General features: G+C 66.4%; 1 protein-coding gene (cut by a window edge). It reads left to right on the top strand.

Translation table 11 applies throughout. From position 1 onward, the window contains the following. Positions 1-134: 134 nt before the first annotated feature. Positions 135-18,902 carry the 5' portion of a non-ribosomal peptide synthase/polyketide synthase gene (locus ACZI8R_RS07325; protein WP_463378925.1) on the top strand. 15,024 nt of this gene lie beyond the right edge of the window, so the window shows 18,768 of its 33,792 coding nt (coding positions 1-18,768); the start codon lies at positions 135-137; its stop codon lies off the right edge, out of view.

Below are 18,902 nucleotides of genomic sequence, written 5' to 3'. Positions count from 1 at the left end.
CATACCGTCGACGACAGACCATGTCCACAGGCCAGCAGACGGTGACGCGGTTGTCCGCGCGTTCGAGAATGGAGTAACCCTTGAGGTCGGGACTTGTAGCAGATAACGCGGGGGTTCCGGATGGAACCTTCCCATTGTCGGCTGCACAGCGCGGTATCTGGTTCGCGCAGCACGGGATGGGAGACGTCCCGCTTTCGATCGCCCAGTACATCGAACTGCGCGGCGACATCGACCTCGACGTCCTCACCGAGGCGAGCAAGCGCACGGGCCGTGAATTCGGATCCGGCTTCCTGCGGCTCGTCGAGGTGGACGGAGTTCCGTACCAGTACGTGGACAAGGCGCTCGACGATGCGATCACGTACGTCGACTTCCGTGGCGACTCCGACCCCACGGCGTCCGCACAGGAATGGATGCGCAGCACGTACAGCGCTCCCGTCGACTTGATCGAAGACCGATTGGTCGTCGTCTATCTCCTTCACCTGGGTGAGGACCACTACTACTGGTTCTGCCGCATTCACCACATCGCGCTCGACGGTTTCGGCGCCATGGCGCTGGTGGCCCGGGTCGCCGAGATCTATTCGTCGTTGATCGAGGGCGAGGAGCCGCCCGCAGGCCGAGCCGAGGACCTCGTGAAGATCGTCGAGGACGAGCAGCGTTATCGCTCGTCCGACCGATTCGCCAAGGACCGCGAGTACTGGGCTGAGCGGACGGCTCACCTACCGGATGCCCCGAGTCTCGCCGGGCGTGCGGCCAGGGTCGGCTCGTACGCCAGGGTCTCGTCCAGGGCGCTACCGGAGTCGACCGCTGCGCTTCTGGACGCGGCCGTCGTCGCTCGAAACTCGAGTTCCGCGCCGGTCACGGTCGCGGCTTTCGCGGCCTACCTGTCGAGAATGACCGACACCACCGACGTGGTGTTGAGCCTCCCGGTGTCGTCGCGCACCACGGCGGCACTGCGCCGTTCCGGCGGCATGGTGTCCAACATCGTGCCGCTCCGCATGCACATCACGCCCGAGATGACGGTGTCCGATCTGGTCACCAGCGCTCAGATGGAGCTGACCGGCGCGCTCCGACGGCAGCGATACCGTCACGAGGACATCCGGCGCGACGCCGGTGCGGGCCAGGGGCAGCGTGGTCTGTTCGGCCCATCCGTGAACATCATGATGTTCCACAACGAGATCAAGCTCGGCTCGGTCGTCGGACATCAGAACGTTCTCACCACCGGTCCCGTCGAGGATCTGTCGCTCAACATCTATCAGGGTGTTGCCGGCAGCAAGATCCACATCGACTTCGAGGCCAACCCGAACCTCTATTCGAGTGACGAGCTCGATCGTCACCACCTTCGGTTCTTCGAGTTCTTCTCGCGCTTCCTGTCGGCCGGTGACGACACTCCGGTAGCGACGCTCGCCGGTATGAGCGAGGACGAACACGAGCAGGTCGTGTACGGCTGGAACGGCGCGACGGAGAATGTTCCGGACAGGACCGTGGGCCTTCCCGAGGCGACCGTCCTGGACGCGTTCGACGCACAGGTAGCGCGAACACCTTCCGCCACGGCGCTCGTGTTCGAGAACGAGCAGCTCGACTATGCGACGTTCGACCGTCGCGTGAACTCGCTCGCTCGAACGCTCATCGGAATGGGGGTCGGCCCCGAGGTCAAGGTCGGTCTCTCGATCCGACGTTCCATCGACCTGTTGGTCGCGATGTACGCGACGCTCAAGGCCGGCGGCGCGTACGTGCCGCTCGATCCCGACCATCCGGCTTCGCGCACCGAGTACGTGCTCGCGAGCGCCGAGCCACTGTGCGTGCTCACGGCCGGCCGCGACGGGTCGTCGTTCCCGGAGGGCGTCCGGGTGATCGACATCGAGTCTCTCGATCTCACCGGCGTCGACGACAGTCCGGTCCGCGGCGCCGAGCGACTCGCACCGTTGCACGCCGACAATCCTGCCTACGTGATCTACACGTCCGGATCCACCGGCCGACCCAAGGGCGTCGCGGTCAGCCACGCTGCCGTGCTCAACCAGGTCGCCTGGGTTGCGGACACCTACGGGCTCGACGCACACGATGTGGTGCTCCAGAAGACACCGGTCACGTTCGACGTCTCGGTGTGGGAGTTGTTCTCCGCGCTGGTGTCCGGCTCCACCCTCGTGATCGCGGCTCCGGACGGTCACCGCGATCCGGACTACCTCGCGCAGACGATCGCGGCCGAGTCGATCACGGCGACCTCGTTCGTGCCCTCGATGCTGAGCCTGTTCGTTGCGCATGCGGACCGCGATCAGCTAGCGAGCCTTCGCGTCGTGCTCGTCGCGGGCGAGGCGTTTCCGGCCGCTCTTGCCGCCTCGTTCCGGGCGGTATGTGACGCCGGCCTGCACAACCTCTACGGGCCGACCGAGTTCACCGTCCACGCGAGTGCGGGAGAAGTGGAATCGGAAAGCGCGACGGTGCCTTCCATCGGGTGGCCGGTCTGGAACACCCAGGCGTACGTGCTCGATGGCCATCTGCAGCCGTCGCCCATCGGTGCCGCAGGTGAGCTGTACCTCGCGGGGGCCCAGATCGCACGCGGTTACGAGGGACGTACCGACCTGACCGCCGAGCGGTTCGTCGCGAACCCGTTCGCCGAGGACGGCTCGCGTCTGTACCGCACCGGCGACCTGGTGAAGTGGAGATTCGACGGCAGCATCGAATATATCGGGCGCACCGACTTCCAGGTGAAGGTTCGCGGCCTGCGCATCGAACTCGGTGAGATCGAGGCTGCGCTGGTGGCCGATCCGACTGTGTACCAGGCGGTTGCAGTGGTGTACGACAGCCCGCTCGGACAGCGGCTCGTCGCCTACGTCGTGCCGGAATTCGGTCACGACGTGGACGTGTCGTCGCTCTCGGAGTCGGTCGGTCGTGCGGTTCCCGAGTACATGGTGCCGGACGCGATCACGGTCATCGCCGAGATGCCCGTCGGTGCCAGCGGCAAGCTGGACCGAAAGGCTCTGCCGGAACCGGTGTTCGCCGACCGCAACGACGAGTTCATCGCTCCCCGAACAGTGATGGAAGAGACCATCGCGGCTCTGTTCTGCGAGGTTCTCGGTATCGAGCGAGTCAGCGTCGGCTCGTCGTTCTTCGCACTGGGCGGCGACAGTATCGTTTCGATCCAATTGGTGTCGCGCGCCAAGGAAGCGGGCGTTCTCTTCAGTGCTCGTGAGGTCTTCGAACGCAAGACCGTGGCCTCGCTCGCCGAGGTCGCCGTGTTCAGCGCGGACGTCGCGCCGGCCCACGTACTCGAAGAACTCCCCGGCGCCGGAATCGGAACGATGCCGCTCACCCCGGTCGCGCACTGGATGACGGAGCTCGGTGGCGATTTCGATCGGTTCTCCCAGTCCGTTCTCCTCGCGCTGCCGGAGGGTGTGGACCGCGACGGCCTGTTGCGGACCCTCGCTGCCGTAGTCGACCGCCACGACGCACTCCGCATGTCTCTCACCCACGACGATGCGGGGGAGTGGGTTCTCGAAACTGCGGCAGCAGGTTCGGTGGACGTGGCCGATGTGGTCGAGCACGTGGAGATTCCCGCAGACACCGAGTCCGACACGTTCGAGCAGGAGTTGTCGTCGGCGTTCGAGAGGACTGTCGATCGACTGAACCCCGCTGCGGGCGAGGTCGTTCGGTTCGTCTGGTTCACCAGCGCGGACGAGAACGACACCTTCGCACGCCTCTTGGTTGTCATCCACCACCTGGCCGTGGACGGCGTCTCGTGGCGCATCCTGATTCCCGACTTCAGTGCTGCTTGGATGCAGGTCGCGGCCGGTCGCAATCCGGCGCTCGCACAGACCGGAACGTCGTTGCGCCGCTGGGCTCACGGCCTGCTCGACGATGCGAAACACGATGCCCGCCTGGGTGAGCTCGACTTCTGGCAGGACACCCTGACGGGGTCCGACCCGCTGATCGGTCGACGCGCGCTCGACGAACGTGACGTCGTCGGCGCGAACTCTCGGGCCAAGGTGGAGTTGTCCGCCGAGGTCACCGAGGCGCTTCTCACCGCGGTTCCAGCCGCATTCCACGGCGGTGTGAGCGACGGCCTGCTGGCTGCGCTGGCATTGGCGGTTGCGCAGTGGCGTGAGCTGACCGGAACTTCCCACGACTCCACCCTCGTGCACCTCGAAGGACACGGGCGTGAGGAGTCGGTCCTGCCCGGCGCAGACCTCGCTCGTACCGTCGGCTGGTTCACCAGCATGTACCCCGTGCGCCTGTCCACCGACGGCGTGGACCTCCCCGACGCACTTGCGGGCGGCCCTGCCGCAGGCAAGGTGGTCAAGTCGGTGAAAGAGCAACTCGCCGCCGTGCCCAACCGCGGTATCGGATTCGGCGCCCTGCGCTACCTCAACCGCGACACGGCCGACGTGCTCGAGGCCCTGCCCACCCCGCAGATCAGCTTCAACTACCTCGGGCGCGTCTCCACTGGCGACATTCCCGAAGCGCTGCGCGAGGTCGGCTGGTTGCCCGACACCGACGCGATGGACCTCACCGGTACCCGCAACGACTCGATGCCGATGCACTTCGCGCTCGACATCAACGCGATGGTGGGCGACGTCCACGGCGAGCAGCGTCTCACCGCGACCGTCGACTTCCCGACGGGAGCGCTCGAGCGCTCCGACGTCGATGCCTTCGTCGACCTGTGGACGCGTGCGCTCGAAGGCATCGCCGGACACGCGGCGAAGCCCGGTGCCGGCGGGCGAACCCCGTCCGACTTCGACCTGGTGTCGGTGAACCAGACGCAGATCGACCAGCTCGAAGCCACCTACCCGGGACTGGTCGACGCGTATTCACTTGCGCCGCTTCAGTTCGGGTTGCTGTTCCACGCGTCGCTCGCGGGTTCGACCACCGACGTCTACACGACGCAATTGGTGATGGACCTCGGCGGCGTCATCGATGCGGATCGGTTGCGTGGCGCTGCGGAAGGACTCGTGGCGCGGCACCCGAACCTGCGTACCGCCTTCCTGCTCGACGAGTCGGCGGCCGGCGTGCAGATCGTGGTCGACGAGGTGTCGGTGCCGTGGCAAGACGCCGACCTGCGAAAGCTCCCCGCTGCCGAACGGGACGCGGAGCTCGATCGTCTGGTCGAGAACAACCGCACCGATCGATTCGACATGGCGGCACCGCCGCTCGTCCGATTCCTGTTGGTACGTCTGGACGACGACCGGTATCGGCTCGCGATCACCAACCATCACATCCTGTTGGACGGCTGGTCGCTTCCGATCCTCATCCAGGACCTGCTCACTCTCTATGCCGCGGGCGGGGACGCTCGGGCGCTGTCGCAACCGCGTCCGTACCGGAGTTACCTGGAATGGCTCACGGAACTCGACATGCAGGCGTCGGTCGATGCCTGGGCCGAGGCCCTCGGTGGTGTGGAGGGCCCGACCCTCCTTGCAGACGGGGTCGAGACCAAGGCTGTTCGCGAGCATGCCGGGCACGACGAGTCCGGGGAAGCCGAGTCCGGCGACATCACCGTCGACCTGTCGGACGAGCTTCTCGGTGCAATGACCGAGCGGGCGCGCGAGCTCGGTGTCACGCTCAACACGGTCGTGCAGGCCGCCTGGGGCATCGTTCTCGGACGACTCACCGGCAGCGACGATGTCGTCTTCGGTACGACGGTGTCCGGCCGTCCGCCGCAGATTCCCGGCATCGAAGCGATGCTCGGTCTGTTCATCAACACCCTTCCGGTTCGGGTGCGCTTCGACGCCACCGTCACCGTTGCGGAGTTGCTCGAGCGGATCCAAGGTGAGCAGACGGGACTTCTCGACCACCACTACGTCGGTTTGACGGACGTTCAGCAGGCGATCGGGCAGGGCACGCTGTTCGACACCCTGATGGTGTACGAGTCCTACCCGCTCGACCGTGAGGCGCTGACGAAGGGCGGCGACATCGAGGGACTCCGTGTTCTCGACGTCACGTCCAACGACGCGACTCACTACCCCCTCGCGATCGTCGCGATGACGGACCCGAAGCTGCACCTCACTGCCAAGTTCCGCGGCGACATGTTCACCGGCGACGAGGTCGAGCGCATCATGGCTCGCCTCGTGCGGGTTCTCGACGCCATGGTCGCCGAACCCAGGTCGACGGTCGGGTCGATCGACATCCTCGAGTCCGACGAGCGGGCCGCGCTCACGTCCGTCGTGGGCGTGGAGGATGCCCCGACACTTCTGCTCCACGAGCTGTTCGCGAAGTCGGTGGCCGTCGACCCCGATCTGATCGCAGTCGTCGCCGACGGCACCGAGCTCACGTACCGCGAACTCGACGAGCGTTCCAACCGACTTGCGCGGGTGTTGATCGACCGCGGCGTGGGCCCCGAAGTGTCCGTGGCACTCGGGATCACACGCTCACTCCACTCCGTGATCGCGACCTGGGCGGTGACGAAGACCGGTGGCGCATTCGTACCCGTCGATCCGCGTTACCCCACCGACCGCATCACGCACATGGTCGAGGACTCGAAGGCACTGTTGGGTCTGACGGTCGAGGGCCTGGCGGACTCGCTCCCCGGCAGCGTCGAGTGGTTCGCGCTCGACAGCGAAGCGGGCGTCGCCGAGATCGAGGCGCATTCGGCCGCCCCGATCGGTGAGGCAGACCGCATCGCCGAGCCGGCCGTGGACAACACGGCATACGTCATCTACACCTCGGGAACGACCGGTCTTCCCAAGGGCGTCGTGGTGACGCACACGGGCCTCGCGAACTTCGCCGCAGAGCAGCGCACCCACTACGACGTCGCACCCGCTTCCCGGGCACTGCATTTCGCGTCGCCCAGCTTCGACGCCTCCATTCTCGAGCTGCTCCTCTCGTTCGGGTGCGGCGCGACGATGGTGGTCGCTCCGGCCGATCTGTACGGCGGCGACGAGCTGAAGGACTTCCTGCGACAGAGCCGGGTCACGCACGCCTTCGTCACCCCCGCAGCACTGGCGTCGGTCGATCCGACCGGTCTCGACGATCTTTCGGTGGTCGTCGTCGGTGGTGAAGCCTGCCCGCCGGAGCTGGTGGAACGGTGGGCCCCGGGCCGCCGCATGTTCAACGGCTACGGACCCACCGAAGCCACGGTCATGAGCAACGTCAGCAACCCCATGGCGCCGGGCACCCGCATCGAGATCGGCGGCCCCGTTCGTGGTGTCACCGTCTACGTTCTCGACGACATGCTTCGTCCCGTTCCCGAGGGCGTCTCGGGTGAGCTCTACATCGCGGGACCTGGACTCGCCCGTGGCTACCACGCGCGCTTGGGCCTCACTTCCGAGCGATTCGTTGCCGATCCGTTCGGTGGTGCCGGATCGCGTATGTACCGAACCGGCGACGTCGTGCGGTTCGTCGACGACGCGCATCACCGGTCCGGGTACGGCGTCGAGTACGTGGGGCGCAGCGACTTCCAGGTGAAGGTGCGCGGCTTCCGCATCGAGCTCGGTGAGATCGACGCCGCACTCGTCCGTCACCCGAGGGTGGAGTTCGCGGTCACTGTCGGCGCGACGATGCCTTCGGGCGCAACTGCTCTGGTCTCGTACGTGCTGCCCGAGTCGGACACCGCTCTCGACGTCACGGACGTCACGCGATTCGTCGGTGAGACTCTGCCGTCGCACATGATTCCGAGCGCGATTCTCGTCCTGGACGAGATCCCACTGACCACGGCGGGCAAGCTCGACCGAAAGGCTCTGCCGGAACCGGACTTCGGGGCGATGCACGGGGAGGTCGTCGCACCACGGACCGCATCCGAGGAGCTCGTGGCCGCAGCATTCGCCGAGGTTCTCGGGTTGAACTCGGTCAGCGTCACGGAGTCGTTCTTCGAACTCGGTGGCGACTCTCTGCTCGCCACGAAGGTGGTCGCACGCCTCAACGCGACGGGTGGAATGCGCCTCGGCGTGCGTGAACTCTTCGAGGCTCCCACGGTGGAGGGCCTCGCTCTCGAGGTCGCCGCACGTGCCGGATCGGGCTCGGATCGGCCTGCACTCGTCGCGCGGCCGCGTCCGGACCGGGTGCCGCTGTCGATGGCGCAGCAGAGCATGTGGCTGATGAACCGATTCGACACGGCGTCGTCGGCGTACAACATCCCCCTCGCCGTACGTCTCACCGGTTCCTTGGACATCGACGCGATGTCGGCTGCGGTGGTCGACGTTCTGGAACGGCACGAGTCGCTGCGGACGGTCTTCCCGGACTCCGAGGACGGCCCGTTCCAGGATGTGCGCGGCGTCGACGACGTGGCGTTCGATCTCGCCCCCGTTCGCGTTTCCGAAGGCGAACTCCAGAGCCGCCTCGTCGAATTCGCCACCGAGGGATTCGACGTGACTGCCCGCCCGCCACTACGGGTTCGTCTGTTCGCGACATCCGATACCGAGTTCTTGTTGGTCCTTGTGGTGCACCACATCATGGCCGACGGCGCGTCGATGGCACCGCTGGCGCGGGACGTCATGGTCGCGTACAGCGCACGCACCGCTGGGGCACCGCCGGCATGGTCCCCGCTGCCCGTCCAATACTCCGACTTCGCCCTGTGGCAGCGCGAAGTGCTGGGTGATCCGGCCGACAACGACTCGGTTGCCGGACAGCAGATCGCCCACTGGGCGAACACTCTCGCCGGCGCCGACGAGGTCCTCGACCTTCCGCTCGATCATGTGCGGCCTGCCCGGCAGTCCATGATCGGCGAATCCATCGATTTCGAGATCTCCGCCGGACTCCGCCGCGAACTCGAAGCGGTCGGCAAGGCCAACGGCGCTTCGCTGTTCATGGTCACCCATGCCGCGCTCACCGCACTGCTGTCGAGAATCGCGAACACGGACGACGTCACGATCGGTACGCCACTCGCATCCCGCAGCGATCGGACCCTCGACGACCTCGTGGGAATGTTCGTCAACACGTTGGCGCTGCGCACCTCGGTGGTACCGGGTGATTCGTTCGACCAGCTCGTCCACCGGGTGCGTGAGAGCGACCTCGCCGCCTTCGGCAATGCCGACGTTCCGTTCGAGAAGATCGTGGAAGCGCTTCGTATTCGGCGCTCGTCCTCGCACGCACCGTTGTTCCAGGTCATGTTGTCGTTCCAGAACAACCCGATCGGCGCTCTGGAACTGCCCGGCCTGACGGTGCGCGTCATCGAGGACATGGCGCAGGGAGCCAAGTACGACCTCACCCTGACCATTACCGAGAAGAACGACGAGCACGGCGCCCCTGCAGGACTCGGCGCCCGTTTCACGTTCGCCACCGACCTCTTCGCACGCGACACGGTCGAACGGATCTCGGAGCGGTTCGTCCGAATTCTCGAATCAGTCGTCGAGGAACCCTCGGTCGCCGTGGGCGACATCGACATTCTCACCGAGCACGAGAGAGCAAAGTTGAGCGAAGCCAGGCCTGCCCGAACGATGACCGTGCGCGAGCTTCCGCAGCTTCTCGCCGCAGCCGTCGACGTCGCACCCGACTCGGTTGCCGTTGCCCACGACGGCATGCAGGTGACGTACCGGGAGTTCGACGAGCGGCTTCGTCTGATGTCGGGACCGCTCTCCGAGCGTGGCATGGCGCCCGACGCGATCGTCTCCGTCGTGCTGTCGGGCCTCGTGCCCACCATCATGATGGCTCCTCCGTCCGCGGACGGAAAGGACGGTTTCGGCGCCATTCTCGACAAGGTGATCGCCGATGCTCACGCGCTGGTCGGCGACATCGAGATCGTCGCTCCGACACCGGATCCCGTCGCTGTCGAGCAGGGTCCCGGCGCTTCCGGCTGGCCCCTCGAGCATTTCATGGCGCTGTGGCAGCGCACGGTCGAGGACGATCCGGACGCCCCTGCGATCGTCGCCGGCGGAGCGACCGTCAGCAGAGGCGAACTGAACCGGCGCGCCAATCAGCTCGCGCGCGAACTCTCCCTGCGTGGAGTCGGACCGGACGACGTCGTGGCGCTTCTGGTACCGCGCTCCGTCGACTGGGTGGTCGGCATGATCGCCGCCTGGAAGCTCGGCGCCGCCTATTCTCCGTTCGACCAGGAGTGGGGTCTCGACCGAATCGTCGGCCTCATCGAGGACAGCGGCACGAAGGCCGTCGTCGCCACGACCGCATGGGCCGGCCTGGCCGAAGCTCCCTTCGACAACGACGTTCTCGACGGTGTCGTGATCATCGACGACGCCACGACGATGCGTCGTCTCGAAGAGCACGACGGCGCGAACCCCGACTACGACCCGTGGCAGGATCCGCAGGCAGGTTTGCGTCTCGCGTACGTCATCTCGACCTCAGGCTCCACCGGCCGCCCGAAGCCGACCATGGTTCCGATGATCGGTGTCTCGAACACGTACCAGTGGTATCGGCGTGAGCTGGAGTTCGTCGAGGGCACAGGCGTTCTCGTCGCCAACTCGCCGCTGTTCGACCAGACCCAGAAGAACATCTGGCTGTGCGTCGGATACGGCGGCGTCATGCACCTCGCCGAGCCGGGCTTCGACCCGTTGCCGATTCTTCGTCAGATCGGCGCGGGCGGGATCCAGATCGCGAACATGGCGCCGAGTGCCTTCGAGGTACTCAGCGAATTGGACGCGGACCGAGTGCTCACCGCACTCGACATCGTTGTCGTCGGCGGTGAACAGCTCCGCCCCGCCGCGTGCGCTGCGCTCGTCGGAACCGGTACCCGACTGATCAATACGTATGGTCCGACCGAAGCTTCCGCGACCGACTCGTCGTACGAGCTCGATCTCTCGTCGGCAGATGCCGAGGAATGGCCTGTGCCCTTCGGTGCGGCGTTCGAGGGTGTCGAGTTCCATGTTCTCGACGGACGCCTGCGCCCGGTTCCGCCCGGGGTCACCGGTGAGCTGTACATCGCCGGACAGGTTCTCGCCCGCGGCTACGGCGGGATGTTCGGGATCACTGCCTCCCGGTTCGTGGCCAGTCCCTTCGGCTCGCCGGGCGCGCGGATGTACCGCACCGGTGACCTCGTGCGTGAACGCGACGGCGGCAAGCTCGTCTTCGTGGGCCGCAGCGACTTCCAGGTCAAGATCCGCGGTCTGCGAATCGAGCTCGGTGAGATCGAGACGGCGCTGACCTCGCACGAGAGCATCCTGCAGTCCGTCGTGGTCGTTCACGAGAGTGAGCAGGGTCCGCGGCTGGTGGGTTACGTCACCGCCGCTGCCGGTTCGGACATAGACGTTTCGTCGACACTCGACGGCCTGCACGAGGTGCTGCCCGAGTACATGGTTCCGGACACCCTGATGGTGCTCGGCGAGATGCCACTCAACGCGAACCTGAAGATCGATCGCAAGGCGTTGCCGGAGCCGGTGTTCGCCACGAGCACCGTCGAATTCGTGGCACCGCGTACTGCGCTCGAGGAAGTGGTCGCCGGAATCTTCGGTGACGTGATCTCGGCAGACCGGGTGAGTGTGAACGAGTCGTTCTTCGACTTGGGCGGTAATTCGCTGAGCGCCACCAGGGTTGCTGCGCGAGTGACCTCCGCGACCGGTACCGAGGTCGGAATTCGCGATCTGTTCGAGGCACCGACCGTCGCCGCTCTGGCCGCTGTGGTCGAAGAGCGGTCACACGAGGGTTCGGCAAGGCCCGCTCTCGTCGCCGGCGAGCGTCCGGACGTGCTGCCGCTGTCGCTGGCGCAGCAGCGCATGTGGTTCCTCAACCGCTTCGATCCGAGTTCGCCCGCCTACAACGTCCCGCTGACCGTGCGGTTGCGCGGCGATCTGAACGTCGATGCCCTGGCCGGAGCGTTGTCGGACGTGGTCGCACGGCACGAGGTACTTCGCACCGTGTTCCCCGATTCGGAAAGTGGGGCCCACCAGGTCATCCTCCCGGCATCCCAGGCGAAGCTCACGCTGGAGCCGGTCGATGTCGCGGAGCCGGACCTGAAGGCCGAGATGTTCGAGTTCGGTGCCACCGGATTCGACGTCACCCGGACTGTGCCGATCCGGGCACGACTGTTCCGGGTCGCCAAGAACGATCACGTTCTCGTGCTGGTGGTGCACCACATCGCCTCGGACGGGTCTTCCACCCTCCCGATGGCCCGCGACGTCATGATGGCCTATGCCGCTCGCCAGGACGGGACGGATCCGGCCTGGCCCGTCCTGCCTCTCCAGTACGCGGACTACGCGTTGTGGCAGCGGCAGGTGCTCGGATCGGAAGACGATCCCGAGTCGCTCGGTGCCCGGCAGATCGACTTCTGGTCCAAGACACTCGCCGGCCTGCCGGACGTGTTGGAACTGCCGATGGACCGGCCGCGCCCGAGCGTGCGGACGATGGCGGGTGGCTTCGTCGACTTCTCGCTGGACGCGGACCTGCATCGCCGCCTCGGTGAAGTGGCGCGCGCTCACAACGTGTCGACGTTCATGGTCCTGCACGGCGCACTGGCCGTCCTGCTCGCCCGTCTCAGCTCGACGACCGACATTGCGATAGGTGCCGCCGTGGCCGGCCGCGGCGACGAGGCGCTCGAGAACCTCGTCGGCATGTTCGTGAACACACTGGTCCTTCGCACGGAAGTGGAGCCGGCGAGCACGTTCACGAGTCTGCTCGAGCAGGTCCGTTCGCAGGACCTCGCGGCGTTCAGTCACCAGGACGTACCGTTCGAGCAGCTCGTCGATGCCCTGCAGCCGACGCGATCCACGTCTTACTCGCCGCTGGTCCAGGTGGTTCTCACTCACCAGGTCAACGGAATTCCGGCGCTCGAGTTCGCCGGGCTGGAAGCCACACCCGGTGCTGTCGACGTCGAGTTCAGCAAGTTCGATCTCACGGTCGACCTCCGCGAGCTGTGGTCCGACGAGGGGACTCCGACAGGGATCTCGGGAAACCTGGGCTACGCCGCCGAGATCTTCGACGCCGCCACGGTGCGAGGGTTCGCGGATCGTTTCGTTCGTATCCTCGGAGGGGTGGTGGAGAACGCCGAGGTGGCCGTCGGCGACATCCCGATTCTCGATCCGGAAGAGACCGCGGCACTCACCCCGGTGCGTGGTCGCGAGGGCACCCCGCCGACCACATTGCCCGAGATCCTGGCAGCGGCCGTCGCTGCGAATCCCGATGGGATCGCCGTCGCGGAGGGCGACGACACCATCACCTACCGCGAGCTCGACGAGCGGTCCAATCGGATCGCGCGTCTGCTGATCGAGCGAGGCGTGGGCGCTGAGACGTTCGTCGCGCTCGGGATCACGCGTTCGATCTCCTCGATCGTCGGTATCTGGGCCGTCGCGAAGAGCGGCGGGGCCTACGTCCCGATCGACCCGCAGTACCCGGCCGAGCGCATCGAGCACATGGTCACCGATTCCGGTGTGGCGCTGGGACTGTCGGTGAGTAGTGAAGTGGAGCGACTGCCCGGCGACGTCGAATGGCTCGTACTCGACAGTGACGAGTTCGCGGCGGCATGCGCCCAGCACTCCGCGTCGCCGATCGGGGCAACCGACCTGCGCGAGGCGGCCGTGCCGTCGAACAGCGCGTACGTGATCTACACGTCGGGAACCACCGGTAAGCCCAAGGGCGTCGTCGTGACGCACCGCGGTTTGGCGAACTTCGCGGCCGAGCAGCGTGGTCGCTACGACGTGACCACTCGGTCCCGGACGCTTCACTTCGCTTCGCCCAGCTTCGACGCATCCGTGCTCGAGTTGCTCCTGGCGTTCGGTGCGGGCGCGACGATGGTCATCGCACCCACGGACGTGTACGGCGGCCCCGAGTTCGCGAAGTTCCTGCAGCAGCGGCGTGTCACGCACGGCTTCGTCACCCCGTCCGCGCTCGCATCCGTGGACCCGACCGGTCTCGACGAGTTCCAGTACGTCGTCGCCGGCGGCGAGGCGGTCCCCGCGGAACTCGCGGCCCGATGGGCCCCGAACCGCAAGCTGTTCAACGGCTACGGACCGACCGAGACCACGATCATGACCAACGTCAGCGATCCGATGGCGGCCGACGGCCCCGTCACGATCGGTGGACCGATTCGCGGCACCAGCGCCCTCGTTCTCGATGACCGTCTGCGCCCCGTGCCGGTCGGAATCGCAGGTGACCTGTATCTGTCGGGCCTCGGTATGGCGCGCGGCTACCACCAGCGCATGCCGCTGACCGCAGAGCGTTTCGTCGCGAACCCGCACGGCGATTTCGGCGAGCGCATGTACCGCACGGGCGACGTCGTGCGGTGGCAGAAGGACGAGAACGGTGAGCTGACCGTCGAGTACGTGGGCCGTTCCGACCAGCAGGTGAAGGTTCGCGGATTCCGTATCGAACTCGGCGAGATCGACGCGGTTCTCGCGCGGCACCCGGATGTCGACTTCGCGACGACGTCGGTGACCGACGGACCGTCGGGCGACAGCGTCCTGGTGTCGCACGTGCTCCCGGTGAACGGACATGGTGTGGACGTGGACGGGCTGCTCGATCACGTGAGCGAGTTCGTCCCCAACTACATGGTTCCGGCGGCGATCGTTCCGCTCGAAACGATCCCGTTGACCCCCGTGGGCAAGCTGGATCGGCGCGCGTTGCCGAAGCCCGAATTCGTCTCGGAGACCCGAGAGTTCCGCGCCGCGGGAACGGTGACCGAGCAGCAGGTGGCCGAAGTGTTCGCCGACGTGCTCGGTGTCGAACGGGCCGGGGTGGACGACTCGTTCTTCACTCTCGGCGGCAATTCGCTCGCCGCGACTCGGGTGATGGCACGAATCAACGAGGCATTGGGCGTCGACGCCTCGGTTCGTGAGATCTTCGAGGCTCCCACCGTGGGTCAGCTGGCCCGCAGGATCGAGGCACTCGGTGTAGGTGGCGCACGCCCTCCCGTCATTGCCGGCGCCCGCCCCGATCGTCTGCCGTTGTCCCTTGCGCAGCAGCGCATGTGGTACGTCAACCGCTTCGACCCCGCATCGGCGGAATACAACATTCCGTTGGCGCTGCGTCTCACCGGTCGACTCGACGCGGCGGCACTTCGCGACGCGGTCGCCGACGTGGTGGCTCGTCACGAATCGCTGCGTACCGTCTACCCGGATTCGGTCGACGGCCCGTACCAGGTCGTTCTCGAACCGGCGGACGTCGAGGGAACTCTCGACACCGTTCGTGTGAGCGACGATCAGGATCTGCGCGAGCGGATCATCGCACTGGCCTCGGAAGGCTTCGACGTCACCGCAGGCGTGCCCTTGCGGGCCGCTCTGTTCGAGACCGGCAGCGAGGACCATGTTCTCGTCGTCGTGGTGCACCACATCTCCGCGGACGGTTCGTCGATGGCGCCGCTCGCACGGGACCTGTTCGGCGCCTACAGCGCCCGAGTGCAGGGTCGTGACCCAGGTTTCGCTCCGCTCGCCGTCCAGTACCCCGACTTCGCCTTGTGGCAGCGGCAGGTTCTCGGCTCGGAGGAAGACGCCAGTTCGCTGGCAGCCAAGCAGCTCGCTCACTGGGCCGAGACGCTGGGCGATGCGCCCGAGGTCTTGGATCTACCCACCGACCGGTCGCGACCGGCAGTTCGCAGTGCGCGCGGCGGTCTGGTCGAGTTCGAGATCACCCCTGCGGTGCACAGCGCCCTGAACGACATGGCTCAGGAACATCGAGCGACCCTGTTCATGGTCGTGCACACGGCCTTGGCTGTGCTGCTCGGACGCCTGAGCAACACTTCCGACATCTCCATCAGCACCCCGGTGGCGGGCCGCGGGGATCGCGCGCTCGACGACCTCGTCGGTATGTTCGTGAACACTCTCGTGCTCCGTACGGAGGTCGAACCGAACGCACGTTTCGGCGACCTGGTCGATCAGGCACGTGAGGTGGATCTGACGGCATTCGGCAACGCGGATGTTCCGTTCGAGCAGGTCGTGGAATTGCTTCGCCCCAAGCGCACGGCGGCGTACGCGCCACTGGCCCAGGTGATGTTGAGCTTCCAGAACCTCGAGCAGCCCAAGCTCGAACTCGACGGACTCGCGATCGAGGTACTCGACAGCGGGCTGACCACCAGCAAGACCGACCTCGGTGTCGCCATCGAGGAGCAGAAGGGGACGGGTTCCGGCGCCAACGGCATGCGCGGTTACTTCTCGTACGCCACCGACCTCTTCGACGAAGCCACTGCGGCGAGCTTCGCGGAGCGCTTCCTTCGCATTCTGGAAGCGGTCACCGCCGACGGTGACGCGGTGGTCGGAGACATCGACATCCTCACCGACGAGGAGAGGTCCTCGCTCGGTGGATCGGATCGGGATTCGGGATCGCCCGCCCTGATGTCCCAGGAGATCTCCGAGGAACTGGCAGCAACGAAATCGCTGCCGGAGTTGCTCGACGGTGCCGCGACGATCAACCCGGACGGCATCGCGGTGTCCCACAACGGCACCGATGTCACCTATCTGCAGCTACGGGACAAGTCCGTCGAACTTGCCCGCACGCTCGGCAGCGTCGGCGTCGGACCCGAGGCCGCAGTCACGGTCGCGCTGTCCACGCTGCTGCCCGGACTCCTCGACGGAGCTTCCGGCGAGGGATTCGCCGATTCCTTCGCCGGCATGCTGGCCGGTGTCATCGCCGACGCGACTGCTGCGGGATCGGTGGGGGACACCGCCTCCGGCCGAACTCTCGTCGATCTGTTCGACGCCCAGGTCGCGCGTGCACCGCACGCGGTCGCGGTCACGGCGCCGGACGGAACGCTGACGTACGGCGAACTCGATGCCCGCGCCAACAAACTGGCACGGCTTCTGATCTCGCGAGGCGCACAGCCGGACACCCTCGTCGCCGTCGCTCTGGACCGCACCACCGACCTGGTCGTCGCACTGCTGGCGACCGTGAAGTCCGGTGCCGGGTACCTTCCGGTCGACGTGACCTATCCGGTCGATCGCCTGGAGTTCATGCTCACGGACGCCACGCCGGTCGCAGTGCTGTCCACACTTGCGCACGCGAAGGATGTTCCGGACGCGGGCGTCCCCGTCCTGATGCTCGACGCAGAAGACACGGTCGCCGACCTGGCTGGACGTGACTCGGCGCCGATCGCGGCCGACGAACGGCCGACACCACTGTCGGGCCAGAACCTCGCGTACGTCATCTACACCTCCGGGTCGACCGGTCGCCCCAAGGGCGTCATGGTTCCGCACTCGACCGTCGTGCAGTTGTTCGACCGAACCCACCCCGAGTTCGGGTTCGACGATTCGGACGTATGGACGCTGTTCCACTCCTACGCATTCGACTTCTCGGTGTGGGAGCTGTGGGGTGCACTCGTGTACGGCGGCCGGCTCGTGGTCGTCGACTACCTCACTTCACGCGCGCCCGACGAGTTCCGGGCGTTGCTCGCCAGGGAACAGGTGACGGTACTCAACCAGACACCGTCCGCGTTCTACCAGTTGTCCGCGGCGGATCGTGCGCAGGACGGCACCGACGATCTCGCACTGCGATTCATCGTCTTCGGTGGCGAGGCTCTCGACCTCGGTCAGCTGTCGAAGTGGTACGAGCGGCACTCGGATCAGTCCCCGCGTCTGGTGAACATGTACGGCATCACCGAGACGACCGTGCATGTCACCCACATCGCGCTCGACCGCGAATTCGCGGAGTCCGCGGCCGCTTCCGTCGTGGGTGTCGCGATCGACGGACTGCGCGTGCACGTCCTCGATTCCAGGCTGCGTCCGGTTCCGACCGGCGTTCAGGGCGAGCTCTACGTGTCCGGTGGCCAGCTCACCCGCGGCTACCACGATCGCCCGGATCTGACGGCCGGAAGGTTTGTCGCCGACCCGTTCGGTGCTCCCGGGGACCGGCTCTACCGATCGGGCGACATCGCGCGCTGGAACTCGGCCGGCCAGCTCGACTATCTGGGACGAAGCGACTCACAGGTCCAGCTCCGTGGATTCCGAATCGAGATGGGCGAGATCGAGTCCGCGCTGCTGCGTGCGCCCGGCGTCGCCGCATCCGTGTGCCTCGTCCACGTGGATCACGACGCCGGCGACAAGCTCGTCGGATACGTCGTCCCCGAGGTCGGAGCGCACCTCGTGCCTTCCGACGTCAAGGACTTCGTCGGCGGATTCCTGACCAGCTACATGGTTCCCGACGTGATCATGGTTCTCTCTGCCATGCCCATGACGGCGAACGGCAAGCTCGACCGGAAGGCCCTCCCGGCACCGGCGATCGACGTCACGCAGGCGGAATTCGTTGCGCCGCGAACAAAGACCGAAGAAGCCGTCGCGGGAGTGTTCGCCGACGTGCTCGGCGTCGAGCGGGTCGGCGCAGCCGATTCGTTCTTCGATCTCGGCGGTAACTCGATCAGCGCCACCAGACTGACCGCGCGCCTTCGCGCGGCCTTGGGCGTGAACCTGTCGGTCCGGGAATGCTTCGAGCGCCCGACCGTGGAGGAGCTCGCGGAGCTGCTCGATCAGAGCTCGGGCACGGGGGAAGAGCGACCGGAGTTGGTCGCCGGAGCCCGCCCCGATCGCATTCCGCTGTCGCTCGCTCAGCAGCGGATGTGGTTCATCAACCAGTTCGACACGACCTCACCGGCTTACAACCTGCCGCTGGCAGTGCAGCTGAAGGGATCCGTCGATCTGCAGGCCCTCGGGCAGGCGTGGGCCGACGTGGTGGAACGTCACGAGTCGCTGCGAACGGTGTTCCCGATCGCGGGCGACGATGCCCAACAGGTGATCCTGCCGTCCGCCGATGTGGTGTCGGATCTGACGCCGATCGCAGTCGACGGCGAGGACGACCTTCGCGCCCGTCTGGCGGAGTTCGCGACCACCGGTTTCGACGTCACCCAGACCGTCCCGATTCGAGTGGGATGTTTCGAGATCGGCGACGCCGATTACGTGCTGATGATGGTGGTTCACCACATCTCCGCGGACGGCGCGTCGCTGGCTCCGCTGTTCACGGACTTCATGGCGGCGTACGCGTCCCGCGCCGCGGGTAGTGCGCCCGCTTGGGAGCCGTTGCCCATTCAGTACGCGGACTATTCGTTGTGGCAGCGCAAGGCACTCGGTGACGAGTCCGACCCGCAGTCGTTGGTCTCGCGCCAGCTGGACTACTGGGCA

The sequence above is a fragment of the Rhodococcus huquni genome (genome assembly GCF_055231055.1).
The sequence above is the reverse complement of the archived record's forward strand: the minus strand, read 5'-3'. Positions and strand labels throughout refer to the sequence as shown.